This is a genomic window from Streptomyces sp. CRN 30 (assembly GCF_034105845.1).
Window position 1 is genome coordinate 18,656 of the sequence record NZ_JAVRHI010000060.1, and the last position, 12,554, is coordinate 31,209.

Annotated in this window: 14 protein-coding genes; 4 read left to right on the top strand and 10 right to left on the bottom strand. The window is 73.3% G+C overall.

Annotated features, from left to right (window positions below):
- The first annotated feature begins 15 nt into the window (after window positions 1–15).
- On the top strand, window positions 16–1,371 hold the full coding sequence (locus UW392_RS05960) for a DHA2 family efflux MFS transporter permease subunit (protein ID WP_320773819.1): 1,356 nt from the start codon (window positions 16–18) through the stop codon (window positions 1,369–1,371).
- Window positions 1,372–1,466: 95 nt separating this feature from the next.
- Entirely contained in the window at window positions 1,467–2,414 is a 948-nt protein-coding gene (locus tag UW392_RS05965) for a methionyl-tRNA formyltransferase (RefSeq protein WP_320773806.1), read from the top strand.
- Here the strand turns inward: UW392_RS05965 and UW392_RS05970 are convergent.
- Genes UW392_RS05970 through UW392_RS05980 form a run of 3 tightly spaced genes read right to left on the bottom strand, consistent with a single transcriptional unit; the run spans window position 2,398 to window position 4,891 of the window.
- Window positions 2,398–3,138 (bottom strand): amino acid ABC transporter ATP-binding protein, encoded by a 741-nt coding sequence (locus UW392_RS05970; protein WP_320773807.1) that lies wholly within the window; start codon window positions 3,136–3,138, stop codon window positions 2,398–2,400. The genes UW392_RS05965 and UW392_RS05970 overlap by 17 nt on opposite strands.
- On the bottom strand, window positions 3,135–4,019 hold the full coding sequence (locus tag UW392_RS05975) for an amino acid ABC transporter permease (RefSeq protein ID WP_320773808.1): 885 nt from the start codon (window positions 4,017–4,019) through the stop codon (window positions 3,135–3,137). The genes UW392_RS05970 and UW392_RS05975 overlap by 4 nt, the downstream gene beginning before the upstream one ends.
- Window positions 4,016–4,891, bottom strand: coding sequence for an ABC transporter substrate-binding protein (locus UW392_RS05980; RefSeq protein ID WP_320773809.1), 876 nt, complete (start codon window positions 4,889–4,891; stop codon window positions 4,016–4,018). Before UW392_RS05980 ends, UW392_RS05975 begins: the two co-directional genes overlap by 4 nt.
- A 251-nt stretch (window positions 4,892–5,142) precedes the next feature.
- Between UW392_RS05980 and UW392_RS05985 the strand changes: the two genes are divergently transcribed.
- Entirely contained in the window at window positions 5,143–5,964 is an 822-nt protein-coding gene (locus tag UW392_RS05985; RefSeq protein WP_320773810.1) for a hypothetical protein, read from the top strand.
- 45 nt (window positions 5,965–6,009) lie between these two features.
- On the opposite strand, the gene UW392_RS05990 is transcribed toward UW392_RS05985, so the two are convergent.
- The 7 genes from UW392_RS05990 to UW392_RS06015 all read right to left on the bottom strand — a co-directional run bounded on the left by UW392_RS05990 (window position 6,010) and on the right by UW392_RS06015 (window position 11,812).
- Window positions 6,010–7,158, bottom strand: coding sequence for an LLM class flavin-dependent oxidoreductase (locus UW392_RS05990; protein ID WP_320773811.1), 1,149 nt, complete (start codon window positions 7,156–7,158; stop codon window positions 6,010–6,012).
- A complete protein-coding gene (locus UW392_RS05995; RefSeq protein WP_320773812.1) occupies window positions 7,151–8,284 on the bottom strand; it encodes an LLM class flavin-dependent oxidoreductase in 1,134 nt (377 codons plus the stop codon). The genes UW392_RS05990 and UW392_RS05995 overlap by 8 nt, the downstream gene beginning before the upstream one ends.
- Window positions 8,281–9,663 carry an NtaA/DmoA family FMN-dependent monooxygenase gene (locus tag UW392_RS06000; RefSeq protein ID WP_320773813.1) on the bottom strand — a complete coding sequence of 461 codons (1,383 nt, stop codon included), beginning with the start codon at window positions 9,661–9,663 and terminating at the stop codon, window positions 8,281–8,283. The genes UW392_RS05995 and UW392_RS06000 overlap by 4 nt, the downstream gene beginning before the upstream one ends.
- Window positions 9,664–9,683: 20 nt before the next feature.
- Window positions 9,684–10,889 (bottom strand): LLM class flavin-dependent oxidoreductase, encoded by a 1,206-nt coding sequence (locus UW392_RS06005; protein WP_320773814.1) that lies wholly within the window; start codon window positions 10,887–10,889, stop codon window positions 9,684–9,686.
- A gap of 224 nt (window positions 10,890–11,113) precedes the next feature.
- Window positions 11,114–11,302: a putative leader peptide gene (locus tag UW392_RS66920; protein ID WP_414495647.1), complete on the bottom strand. Its 189-nt coding sequence runs from the start codon at window positions 11,300–11,302 to the stop codon at window positions 11,114–11,116.
- 31 nt (window positions 11,303–11,333) lie between these two features.
- Window positions 11,334–11,648 (bottom strand): hypothetical protein, encoded by a 315-nt coding sequence (locus tag UW392_RS06010; RefSeq protein ID WP_320773815.1) that lies wholly within the window; start codon window positions 11,646–11,648, stop codon window positions 11,334–11,336.
- Window positions 11,603–11,812 carry a hypothetical protein gene (locus UW392_RS06015; protein WP_320773816.1) on the bottom strand — a complete coding sequence of 70 codons (210 nt, stop codon included), beginning with the start codon at window positions 11,810–11,812 and terminating at the stop codon, window positions 11,603–11,605. The genes UW392_RS06010 and UW392_RS06015 overlap by 46 nt, the downstream gene beginning before the upstream one ends.
- Window positions 11,813–12,292: 480 nt before the next feature.
- Between UW392_RS06015 and UW392_RS06020 the strand changes: the two genes are divergently transcribed.
- On the top strand, window positions 12,293–12,554 hold a 262-nt coding region (locus UW392_RS06020; protein ID WP_320773817.1), incomplete at its 3' end, for a zf-HC2 domain-containing protein.

Genomic DNA, 12,554 nt, shown 5'->3' on the forward strand with positions numbered 1-12,554 from the left:
GTGGACGCGCCGCTGATGCGTGTCGCGTTCGTCCTGGTGCTCGGCACGTTCATGGCGGGCATCGACGCCACGATCGTCAGCGTCGGCATCGGCACCCTCGCCGGGGAGTTCGGGGCGTCCGTCGCCGAGATCCAGTGGGTGAGCACCGCCTATCTGCTGGCCGTGGTGACGGCGGTGCCCGCCTCGGGCTGGCTCGCGGACCGCTTCGGCGGGCGCCGGGTCTGGCTGGTCGCGGTGGGCGTGTTCCTGCTCGGCTCGGCGCTGTGCGCGCTGGCCTGGTCGGCGACGAGTCTGATCGTGTTCCGGGTGGTCCAGGGCCTGGGCGGCGGCCTGCTGCCGCCGACGGGTCAGGCGCTGCTGGCCCGGATCGCCGGGCCCGCCCGCATCGGGCGGGTGATCAGTGTCGTCGCCGTGGTGCCGCTGCTCTCGCCGGTGCTCGGGCCGCTGGCCGGCGGGGGGCTCCTCGCGGTCGCGTCGTGGCAGTGGCTGTTCCTGGTCAACCTGCCGATCGGGGCGGCGGCGGTGCTGTTCGCCCGCCGGCACGTCCCGGTGGTGGCACCGGCGGCGCGGCGCACGCCGTTCGACGTCCGGGGCGCCGCGCTGCTCTCCCCCGGCCTGGCGGTCCTGGTGTTCGGTCTGACGGCGGTCGCGGACGGGGACACGGTCACCGCGGCGGTGGGGGTGGTCGCGGGCGTGGCGATGCTGGCGGGCTTCACGGTGCACGGACTGCGGACCCGCCGCACCCCGTTGATCGACCCGCGGCTGTTCGCCCGGCCGCCGTTCGGGGCCGCCGCGCTGGCGTTGGTGGTGCTGGGCGCGTCGGTGTTCGGCACGATGTTCCTGCTGCCGCTGTACTTCCAGACGGGCCGCGGCCTGTCGGCGTGGGAGGCGGGGCTGCTGCTGGCCCCGCAGGGGCTGGGCGCGGCGCTGGGGACGGTGCTGGTGAACCGGACCATAGACGGCGCCGCCCCGCGGACGCTGGTGGTCATGGGCATCGCGCTGGTCCTCGCGGGCACGGTGCCGTTCACGCAGCTCCACCACGGTCTGCCGGACCTGGCGACGGCGGGGGCGCTGGCGGTGCGGGGCTTCGGGATGGCGATGATCAGCTCGCCGGTGATGAACATCGTGTACACCCGGATCGAGCCCGAGCGCATACCGAGGGCGTCGGCGGCGCTCAACCTGCTGAACACCGTGGGCGGTTCGGTCGGTACCGCGGCGCTCGCCGTGGTCCTCCAGGACCGGCTCTCGGCCCGCGGCCAGGACGTGCCCGCGGCGTTCGCCGACACCTTCTGGTGGGTGGTGGGTCTCGGCGTCCTCGCCGCCGTCGGGGCGACGCGGCTGCCGCGTACGCGCGCCGCGGCGAAGAGCTGAGCCGCCGCCACGTCATGACCGGCACACCATTGTGCCGTTAGGTAAGCCTTGCTTTACTAATTGTCGCCATCCACGTCGCTCTAGGAGGACACTTCATGCGGGTCGTCATGTTCGGTTACCAGACCTGGGGGCATCGCACACTGCAGGCGCTCCTGGACTCGGAACACGACGTGGTGACGGTGGTGACACATCCCGCGAGCGAGCACGCCTACGAGAAGATCTGGAGCGACTCCGTCGCCGACCTCGCCGCGGCGCACGGCGTCCCGGTCGTCATCCGCAACCGCCCCGACGACGAGGAACTGCTCGAACTCCTCAAGCAGGCCGACCCGGACATCATCGTCGCCAACAACTGGCGTACGTGGATCCCGCCGCGCGTCTACGGCCTGCCCCGGCACGGCACACTCAACGTCCACGACTCGCTGCTGCCGAAGTACGCCGGCTTCTCGCCGATCATCTGGGCGCTCATCAACGGCGAGCCGGAGGTGGGGGTCACCGCCCACCTGATGGACGAGGAACTCGACGCCGGTGACATCGTGCTCCAGCAGGCGGTCGCCGTCGGGCCGACGGACACCGCGACCGACCTGTTCCACAGGACCGTGGACCTCATCGCCCCGGTGACGATCGGCGCGCTCGACCTGATCGCCTCCGGACAGACCGAGTTCACCAAGCAGGACCGCTCACAGGCGACGTTCTTCCACAAGCGCGCCGAGGACGACATCCGCATCGACTGGAACTGGCCGGCCGAGGATCTGCACCGGCTGGTCCGCGCCCAGTCGGCGCCGTACCCGCCCGCGTTCACCTATCACCGGGGCAAGCGCCTGGAGATCCTCGCCGCCGTCGTCTCCGAGGCCCGCTACGGCGGCACCCCCGGCCGCGTCTTCTACCGCGAGGGCGACGGCGTGGTCATCGTCGCCGGCGCCGACGCCCGCACGGGCCGCAACCACGGCCTGGCCGTCACCCGCGTCCGCACGGAGTCCGGCGAGGAACTCCCGGCGACGGAGTACTTCAGGTCGATGGGCGGATACCTCACTCCCCGGCCCTGACCCGCCGCAGGAACCGTCGCGTGCGTTCCCGTCGCGGGTCCGTGAAGAGCTGTTCGGCGGGGGCCTGTTCCTCGACGGTGCCGTTGTGCAGGAAGCACACCTGGTCGGCGACCTCGCGGGCGAAGGCCATCTCGTGGGTGGCCAGCACCATCGTCATGCCGTCGGCCTTCAGGTCGCGGACGACGGCGAGGACCTCGCCGACGAGTTCGGGGTCGAGGGCCGCGGTGATCTCGTCCAGGAGGAGCAGCCGGGGCCGTACGGCCAGCGCGCGGACGATCGCGGCCCGCTGCTGCTGACCGCCGCTGAGCCGGTCGGGGTACTCGCCGGCCTTGGCGCCGAGGCCGAGCCGGTCGAGCAGGTCGCGTGCCCGCCGCTCGGCCTCCTCGCGGGGGACGCCGTGCACCCGGCGCGGGGCGAGGATGACGTTCTCCAGGACGGTCATGTGCGGGAACAGGTTGTACGCCTGGAACACCACCCCGATGCGCCGCCGTACCGCGTCCTGGTCGGCCCGCGGATCGGTGATCTCCTCGTCGTCCAGCCAGATCGCGCCGTCGTCGATCTCCTCCAGGAGGTTGGCGCAGCGCAGCAGCGTCGACTTGCCGGAGCCGGAGGCGCCGATGAGCGCGGTGACCGTGTGCGGGGCGACCTCCAGCGACACGTCGCGCAGCACCACGTTCCTCCCGAACGTCTTGCGGACGTTCTCCATGCGCAGTACGGGGGTCATGGTGTGCCTCCCTGGGCCCGGCGGCGGTCCATGCGCGCGGTCACCCAGTCGGTGAGGCGGGTCATGGGGATGGTCAGCGCGACGAAGACGAGCCCGGCCACGATGTACGGGGTGTAGTTGAGGCTGCGGCCCACGATGATGTCGGCGGCGCGCACCGCGTCCACCGCGCCGCCGATGGAGACCAGGCCGGTGTCCTTCTGCAGGGACACCAGGTCGTTGAGGAGCGGCGGCACCTGGCGGCGTACCGCCTGCGGCAGTACCACGTGGCGCAGTGTCTGGCGGTTGGTGAGGCCGAGGGAGCGGGCGGCGGCCCGCTGCGAGGGGTGGACGGACTCGATGCCCGCGCGGAACACCTCGGCGACGTAGGCCGCGTAGGTGAGGGTGAGGGCGGTGCCGCCGAGCAGGACGGGGTCGACGGTCACCCCTTGCAGGCGCAGCGCGGGGACGCCGAGGACGACGATCATCAGGTTGATGATGAGCGGCAGTCCCCGGAAGAAGTCGGTGTAGGCGGCGGCCAGGGCGCGTACGGGGAAGAAGACGGGGCCGGGCAGGGTCCGGGCGACGGCGATGAGCATGCCGAGGACCAGGACCGCCGCACCGCACACCAGCAGCAGCCGGACGTTCAGCCACAGCCCTTCGAGGACGAGGGGCAGCGCCTCTCGGGCGTACCCCGGGTCGAAGAAGGTCTCCCGGGTGCGGGGCCAGCCGGGCGCGCCGGTGACGACCAGGTACAGCACCACGGCCGTCGCCAGCGTGGACAGGGTGGCGATCAGCGCGGCGCGGCGGTTCCGGGCGCGCCGGTGCCGCTCCCGGGCCAGGCGTCGCTCCGAGGGGACGTAGGGGTCGTCGCGGCCGGGTTCCGCCTCCTTCGTCACCGTCACTTCAGGACCGGGGCGTCGACGGCGTCGGACAGCCACCGCTTCTCGATCTTCGCCAGCGTGCCGTCCTCGCGCAGGGCGTCCACCGCTTCCGACACGCAGGCGGTGAGGGCGCTGCCCTTGTCCAGGACGAGGCCGAACTGCTCCGGTGTGCCGCCCCGGTTCTCGAACTGGCCGACGACCTCGGCGTCCGTCACCTCGGCCGAGGTGATGTAGAACGCGGTCGGCAGGTCGACGACGACGGCGTCGACCTGGCCGTTCTTCAGCGCGGACTTGACCTGGTCGTTCTTGGCGAAAACGGCGGCGTCCCGCTCGGGGCGGACGACGTCCTCGATGTACTGGAGGCTGGTCGTGCCGACCTGCGCGCCCAGTTTGACGTCCTTCAGGCCGGCGACGGTCGTGGCCTTCGCGGCCCGGGAGTCCTTCAGCGCGACGACGGCCTGCCGCACGTCGTAGTAGCCGGAGGAGAAGTCGACGGCCTTCTCGCGCTCCTCGCTGATCGACACCTGGTTGATGTCGAAGTCGAAGGTCTTCTCCCCCGGGGCGAACGCCTTGTTGAAGGGGACGGTCTGCCACACGACGTCCTGTGCGGCGTAGCCGAGCCGCTCGGCGACCGCGTAGGCCGTGGCCGCCTCGAAGCCCTCGCCGCCCGCGGGGTCGTCGTCCTTGAACCACGGTTCGTAGGCGGGCTTGTCGGTGGCGATCGTCAGCTTGCCGGCGGTCTCGGTCTTCAACGCCCCTTCGGCGCAGTCCTGTTGTGCGGAGCCGGGGCTGCTCGCTGCCGGGTCGTCGTCCTCCGGCTGCGGGGCGCAGCCCAGGGCCACGGTGAGCAGGGCGACGGCCGCGACACGTCGCGGAACGAGGGCGAGGTTCATGCCGGGAGACTTACCGTGCGGCCGGTGGTTTGTCGAGGTCGCCCCGGTCTCCGTCCGCATGGTGGGAACGGGTGTTGCGGTCTCGTGAACACTCCGTCCGGGCGACCGCGGGACCCCGTCCGACCGGGCCGCGGCGCGTGGCACGTGCGTACGATGCGGGGATGCCTTCCGACTAAGCGCCGGCCGTCGCGCCCCGGCTCGCGCGGCCGCGCGGGCCCGACGCCGTCGTCGCGTGGGGCACGGCGGCCCTCGTGGCCGGGCCGGCGTTGCGCCCGCTCGCCCCGGGCAGCGGCCCCTTCCTCGCCCTCAGCACGCTGACGCCGGCCGGTGTCGCGGTGACCAACGTGCTGCTGCCGGTGGTGGTCAAGCAGCGCTTCCCCACGCGCGTCGGCGCGACGACCGGCCTCTGCTCCATGGCGCTGAACGCCGGTGCGTCGGTCGCCGCGGCGGTCACCGTCCCGGTGGCCCGGCTGTCCGGCACCGACTGGCGGACCGGGCTCGGGGTGTGGGCCGTGGTGGCCGCGCTCGCGCTGCCGTCCTGGGCAGCGCCGGCCAGGACGCGTTCGGCCGGACCGGCGGGCGCTCCGGAGCCGGGCCCGCCCGCCTCGGGGGCCGCCTCCGCCGTCCGTCTCACCCGCGATCCCACCGCCTGGGCGCTCGCCGTCCACTCCGGGCTGCAGGCCACCGCCGCGTACGTCGTCATCGGCTGGCTCCCGCAGATCCTCCGGGACGCCGGGCTGTCCGCCTCGGCGGCCGGGCTGCTGTCCGCCGTGACCTCTGTGCTCGGCGTTCCGCTCTCGTTCGCGCTGGGTGCCCCGGCGGGGCGGCTGCGCGGTCAGAGCGGCATCGCCGTGGTGATCGGGCTGCGCGGCCGGGACGGTCCGACCGTGGTCCGGCTGTCCGCCTTCGCCCAGTCCACCGGCTACCTGCTGTCCGTGCCCGCACCGATCGTGGTCGGTGCCCTGTCCGAGCACAGCGGCGGCTGGTCGGCGCCGCTGCTGCTCATGGCGGTACTGATGGTGCCGCAGCTCGCGGCGGGCTTCCTCGCCGGCCGGGACCGGCGCGTCGGCTGATCTCCCCCGCGGGCCGGCCGACGCGCCGCCCGGTGCCGCCGGGGCTCAGCCGAGCGGCGTCCAGTGGCCCCGGCGCCGCCACTCCCCGGCCAGCAGTTCGTAGGAGCGGACGCGGTCGGCGTGGTCGTGGGTGATGGTCGTGATGAGCAGTTCGTCGGCGCCGGTGGCCTCCTGGAGCTGCTCCAGCCGGTCGGCGACCGTGGCCGGGGAGCCCACGAACTGCGTGTCGACGCGGTCCCGCACCAGTTCGCGGTCCGCGTCGCTCCAGACGTGGGCCCGTGCCTCGTCGGGGGTGGGGAACGGGACGGCGCCCTCGGCGGTGCGGATGCTGCGCACCCACAGGCCGTAGCCGGTGGCGAGTTCGCGGGCCGTGGCGTCGTCGGCGGCGACCACGACGTCCGCGGAGACGCTGACGTACGGCTCGTCGAGGACCTCGGAGGGCTTGAAGTACGACCGGTAGCCCTCCACCGCCTCCAGTACGCCGCTGGGGGCCACGTGGTAGTTGGAGGCGAAGCGCAGGCCGCGCGCGCCCGCGACCTCGGCGCTCGTCCCACCGCTGCTGCCGAGGATCCACACCTCCAGGTCGGCGCCCTCACCCGGCACCACGTGCGCCTCGACGCCCTCCGGGGAGCGGTAGGTGCCCGCGAGCAGCGCCAGGATGTCGTCGATCTGCTCCGCGTACTCCTGGGACTCGGCGCCGGGCAGCTGGAGCAGCTTGCGCTGGAGCGCGATCCGGGGCGAGCCGAGGAGCCCTTCGACGGAGAAGCGGGGCGGGATCAGCAGGCCGTTCGGTGCCTTGCCGTCGGACACCGGGGGTGTCGGCGGCGCGGCCGTCGCCGGCCGGCCCGGCGGCCGGCCGCCCGAGCGTCCGAGGCCGAGGTCGAGGCGGCCGGGATACAGCGCGTCGAGGAGGCCGAACTCCTCGACCGTGCTCAGCGCGGTGCGGTGGCCGAGCTGGACCGCCCCGGAGCCGAGCCGGATGGTGGAGGTGGCGGCGGCCGTCAGGGCGATGACGACCGCCGGGGAGGTGCCCGCGACCCCGGGGTTGAGGTGGTGCTCGGCGAACCAGTAGCGGGCGTACCCGGACTCCTCGGTCCGCCGGGCGAGGTCGACGGAGTTGCGCAGGGCGTCGGCGGCGGTGGCGCCGGACGGGACCGGGACCAGGTCCAGGACGCCGAGGGGAATGTCAGACACGGAGGGCCTCCGAGGTGTCGGGCGAGTCGGGGGTGGCGGAACCGGGCGTCCCTGACGTGCCGGTCGTGTCGGGCCGCACGGGCTCCCAGGCGAACGGCGGGTCGGGGATGTCCGCGCGCAGCACCGGCGCGACGGCCGACCGGAACAGCTCCAGCGAGTCGCGGTGCGCGGTGTCGGACAGGCCGCCCGCGTCGGCGTGCAGGTGCAGGACCGTGTGCCCGAATCGCTCGTGGTAGCGGTGCACCTTGTCGATGACCTGCTCCGGGCTGCCGATCAGCGCGGAGCTGCGGTCGGCGAAGTCCTCCAGGGTCTCGAAGACGACGGGCAGGCCCGTCCGCCGCTGGAAGGCCAGGTTGCTCTCGAAGACGGGCCGGTAGGCGGCGAGGGCCTCCTGCGAGGTGCGGGCCACATACAGGCCGGCGGTGCCCGCGCCGACGGCTATCCGCGCCGGGTCGTGGCCGTGGTGCTCCCAGCGTTCGCGGTAGTGCCGGATCAGTGCGGCGTAGGGCTCGATGGGGTGGGTGACGTTCGCGGAGAACAGCGGGTCGCCGTGGCGGGCGGCCAGCTCGACCGACTCCTCGCTGGTCGCGCTGCCGTGCCAGACGCGTACAGGCCGCTGGTACGGCCGCGGCCACACCTCGGCGTCGGTCAGCGGCGGCCGGAAGCGGGTGTCGGCGGTGACCTTGTCCTGCCGCCAGAGCCGCCGGAACACCTCATAGCTCTCGGCGTTGCGGTCCCACTGGTCCTCGGGGGTGACGTGGAACAGGTCCCGCTGGGCGCTGCCGTTGCCCTTGCCGATGATCAGTTCGAGACGGCCGCCGGAGAGGTGGTCGAGGGTGGCGTAGTCCTCGTAGGCGCGGACCGGGTCCAGCAGGCTGAGCGTGGTCACCGCCGTGAAGAGGCGGATGCGGCGGGTCAGGGCGGCGATGTGGCTGAGCACGACGGTCGGGGAGGACGAGATGAACGGCCGTTCGTGCCGCTCCCCCACCCCGAAGCCGTCGAAGCCCAGTTCCTCCGCGAGCAGCGCGTTGTCGAGTACTTCGCGGAAGCGGTCGTGGGTGGGCTTGAGGACGCCGGTCGCGGGGTCGGGGCGGTGCGCGATCAGGGTGATCGCGAGGAACCTCATGACGCGGCCCGCTGCTCGCCCGCCCGGTCGGGGTGGGCGAGGCCGAGGTGGTCGCGGAGGGTGGTGCCCTCGTACTCGGTGCGGAAGACACCCCGTTCCTGGAGGAGCGGGACGACCTTGTCGGCGAACTCGTCGAGGCCGGTGGGGGTGAGGTGCGGGACGAGGATGAATCCGTCGGCGGCGTCGGCCTGGACGTACTCGTCGATCGTGCGCGCGACGGTGGCCGGGGTGCCGACGAAGTTCTGCCGGTTGCCGTTCTCGATGACCAGGTCGCGGATGGACCACTTGTTGGCGGCGGCCAGCTCGCGCCACTCCCGTGCGGTGGCCAGCGGGTCGCGGTACATCCGGACCTGGGCCCGGCCGCGGGCGACGGTGTGCTCTCCGACCAGCGGGTCGATGTCGGGGAGGGGGCCGTCCGGGTCGTAGGCGGAGAGGTCGCGGTTCCAGACCCACTCCAGCTGTTTGAGGGCGGTGGCGCCGCTCACCTGCTGCCGGCGCACCTCCCGGGCACTCTCGCGGGCCTCGGCGTCGGTGTCGCCGAGCACGAAGGTGGCGGACGGCAGGATGAGCAGCTGGTCGGGGCGGCGGCCGTGGCGGGCCAGCCGGGACTTGACGTCGGTGTAGAAGGCGCGGCCGGTGTCGAGGGCGGCGTAGCGGCTGAAGATGGCGTCGGCGCTGGAGGCGGCGAACTCGCGGCCCTCGTCGGAGTCGCCGGCCTGGAAGATCACCGGCCGGCCCTGGGGGCTGCGGGGGACGTTGAACCGGCCGTGGATGTCGAAGTGTCCGCCCTCGTGCACGAACGCCCCGGCCTTCGCGTCGCGCAGGAAGGCGCCGGTGGCCTGGTCGGCGAGGATCTCGTCGCCGTGCCAGGAGTCGAACAGCTCGCCCGCGGTGGCGAGGAACTCCTTGGCGCGGGAGTAGCGCTCCTCCTGCGGCAGGAAGCCGCCGCGGCGGAAGTTCTCGCCGGTGAAGGCGTCCCAGGAGGTGACGACGTTCCACGCGGACCGGCCGCCGGAGAGGTGGTCGAGGCTGGCGAACTGGCGGGCCACCTCGTAGGGCTCGTTGAAGGTGGAGTTGATGGTGCCGGTGAGGCCGAGCCGGTCGGTGACGGCGGCGAGCGCGGCCAGCACAGTGAAGGTGTCGGGGCGGCCGACGACGTCCAGGTCGTAGATCTCGCCGCCCTGTTCGCGCAGCCTGAGCCCTTCGGCGAGGAAGAGGAAGTCGAACTTGGCGCGTTCGGCGGTGCGTGCGAAGTGGGCGAAGGAGGAGAACTCGATGTGGCTGCCGGCCCGGGGGTCGCTCCAGACGGTGGTGTTGTTGACGCCGGGGAAGTGGGCGGCCAGGTGGATCTGCTTCACGGGCTTGCCGGACTGGCTCATGATGCGGGGTCTCCTCGTGCTCAGGCGGCGGCGTAGCGGTTGGCGGGTCGGTCCAGGCCGAGCAGGCCGCGCAGGGTGTCGGCCTCGTAGGCGCGGCGGAAGACGCCACGGCGCTGGAGTTCGGGGACGAGTTTCCGGCTGATGGCGGGGAGGTCGTGGCCCGCGACGGCGGGACGCAGCCGGAAGCCGGCCAGTCCGGACTCGGCGAACTCCTGCAGCAGATCGGCGAGTTGGGTGGGGCTTCCGGTGAAGATCCGGGCGTCGCTGACGTACTCCTCGCCCACGAGGGTGTCGAGGCGGTCGCGCCGGGCGGCGGCCTCGGCGGGGTCGTCGTCGAGGAACACCACGAGGTCGGCGAAGACGTGCAGGGGTTCTCCCGCCCGGCCGGCGGCCCGCTGTTCGCGGCGGATCTCGGCGACGATGTCGCGGGCCTGGCCGGTGTCGTGCGGGGTGACGTAGCCGACGTCGGCGGCGCGGGCCACCAGCCGGTAGGGCACGGTGTCGTGGGCGAGGGCGGTGACCGGGGGCTGGCCCTGCGGCGGGCGCGGGGTGATGGAGGGGCCCTTGACGCTGAAGTGCCGGCCGTGGAAGTCGATGTAGTGCAGCTTGTCGCGGTCGATGAACCGGCCGGTGGCCGCGTCCCGGATCTCGGCGTCGTCCTCCCAGCTGTCCCAGAGCCGCCGTACGACCTCGACGTGGTCGGCGGCCTCGTCGAACAGGTCGGTGACGAGTTCCCGGGTGGCGGGGTCGTCGTAGGCCCTGATGCGCGGGACGGTGCGCCGTCCGAAGTGTGCCGCCTCGTTGGGGCGGGCGCTGATCTGGACCCGCAGTCCCGCGCGGCCGGTGCTCACGTAGTCGAGGGTGGCGATGGCCTTGGAGATGTGGAAGGGCTCGGTGTGGGTGGCGACGACGGTCGGTACGAGGCCGATGTGCCGGGTCAGCGGAGCGACGCGGGCAGCGGTGAGGACGGCGTCGAGCCGGCCGCGTACCTGGTCGCGGCGGTCGTCGGGGTCCAGGAAGTGCGAGGACTGCGGGCCGAGGCCGTCCTCCAGGGTGACGAAGTCGAGCAGGCCGCGCTCGGCCTCGCCGACCAGGTCGGCCCAGTACCCGGCGGTGAACAGTTCGCGGGGCCTGGCGGCCGGCTCGCGCCAGGAGGCGGGGTGCCAGCCGGTGCCGTCCAGGGCGACGGCCAGGTGCAGGGGTGAGGACGGTGGGTTCGGGGACACGGTGTGCCTTCCTGGAGATCCGAAAGGACCTGGGCCCGGGGGTGGGCCGGGGTCCCGGGGGTCCGGCGGCCGGTCCGTCCGGACCCGAGGAAGGGGGTCCGGACGGAGGTCCGCGGGGAAAGGCGTCGGTCCCGCTCACGGTGCGCGGCGGCACGGGTGGTGCGCGGGTGCGGTGGTGACGGGCGCGGTGGGCGCGGCGGGCCGACGGCCGGGTAGGTACGGCGTCAGCGGCGACAGAGCGCGCCGGCCACGCGGTGCAGATCGATGTGCGGGCGGGAGTACAGGTGGACGGCGTGGTCTGCGCGGGCCACGTCGGTCACCTCCCTCGGCCGGGTGCGCGGCTCTGCCGCGCGCGGGTCTTCTTCGCTTCCAACGCCTCGATCACATCCGATGTTCCCGTTCCGCGCAACCATGTGCGGTCGGTTCGCGGCCCGGGAGGGCCGCTCAGACCTTGGCGGCGGCCCCGTGCACACCGTGCTTGTCGATCAGGGCCGGCTCGTCGTCGGTGAACGGCGGGAAGTCCAGCACCCGGACGTTGTGGTCGAGCTGCCAGGGCGAACTGGCCCCGATCAGCGCGCTGGTGACCTCCCGTTCGCGGTAGTCGGCGTCGATGACGTCGGGCGACAGGAACGCGCTGTCGGCCGCCCGCGCTCCCTCGGGGACCGTTCCGGTGAGGTACTCGTCGGTGAGGAGTCCCTGCGCGAGGGGGCCGTTCAGCTCCGGGCCGCGGTCGAAGACCGAGTACCTGGGCTGGTGCACCAGCAGCGGCACACCGGGCCGTAGCGGTTGGCGTTGTCGAAGTGGGTGATGCCCAGGCCGAAGGAGAAGGCGGGCAGGTCGAGGCCGGACCGTCCGGCGCGGCGGTACTCCGTCCTCTCGTAGCGGTCGGCCTCCGCCGTGTGCGGGGTGTCGAGGACTGCCATCAGTCGGTTCCCGTCGTTGCTGTGCTGTTCCTGGGAGGGCAGGTCGTCGTGGCGCGGCCGGCGTCGGTGGGCACACGCGGTGCGCGCGAGGAGAGGCGTGTGAGGGCGAGGCGCGTGGGGCGCGGACGGCCGGAGCCGCCGGGTGGGGTCGCCCGGGGAACCGGCCGAGCGGGCGCGGGAGGGGTGTCCGTCCGGTCAACAGCGCGCGCTGGACACCTGGAGCAGGTCGACGCACCGATCCCTGGTCAGCAGTGGTTGCCGGCGCACGGGACTCATGGAGGAGAGTCTGTGCGGACGTCCGGATCACTGTCAACCACCGTCTCGCCGATGCGCGATCGTGGGTCGCGCCGACCAATCCGCGGCGCCGCGGGAACCGGATAACTGTCGCGAGGACCGGACCAGAGGGGGAAGCCGTACGCGCCCGTCCCGACCGCGCGGCGGTTGTGTACGGCCGCGCCCGAACCGCAGGGGAGTGAGCGCGTGACGACCACCGATCCGCACGGCGCGACGGGCGCCTACGCCCTGGACGCCCTGGAGCAGGACGAGCGCGAGGAGTTCGAACGCCACCTGGCCGGCTGCCGGGTGTGCGCCCGGGAGACGGCTGAGCTGTGCGCCACCGCGGTCCGCCTGGGACTGGCGGTGGCGGCGGCGCCGGGACCGGGACTGCGCGAGCGGGTACTGGAGCGGGTGGCCGGATGCCGGCAGGCCGCGCGGGGCCCGGCACCGGACCGCGCGGGCCGTG

Excerpts from the sequence above, each read along its gene's own strand:
- UW392_RS05965 (WP_320773806.1), top strand. The coding sequence starts at position 1,467 with ATGCGGGTCGTCATGTTCGGTTACCAGACCTGGGGGCATCGCACACTG.
- UW392_RS06015 (WP_320773816.1), bottom strand. The coding sequence starts at position 11,812 with ATGGCAGTCCTCGACACCCCGCACACGGCGGAGGCCGACCGCTACGAG.
- UW392_RS05960 (WP_320773819.1), top strand. The coding sequence starts at position 16 with ATGCGTGTCGCGTTCGTCCTGGTGCTCGGCACGTTCATGGCGGGCATC.
- UW392_RS05980 (WP_320773809.1), bottom strand. The coding sequence starts at position 4,891 with ATGAACCTCGCCCTCGTTCCGCGACGTGTCGCGGCCGTCGCCCTGCTC.
- UW392_RS05970 (WP_320773807.1), bottom strand. The coding sequence starts at position 3,138 with ATGACCCCCGTACTGCGCATGGAGAACGTCCGCAAGACGTTCGGGAGG.
- UW392_RS06000 (WP_320773813.1), bottom strand. The coding sequence starts at position 9,663 with ATGAGCCAGTCCGGCAAGCCCGTGAAGCAGATCCACCTGGCCGCCCAC.
- UW392_RS05995 (WP_320773812.1), bottom strand. The coding sequence starts at position 8,284 with ATGAGGTTCCTCGCGATCACCCTGATCGCGCACCGCCCCGACCCCGCG.
- UW392_RS66920 (WP_414495647.1), bottom strand. The coding sequence starts at position 11,302 with ATGGTTGCGCGGAACGGGAACATCGGATGTGATCGAGGCGTTGGAAGC.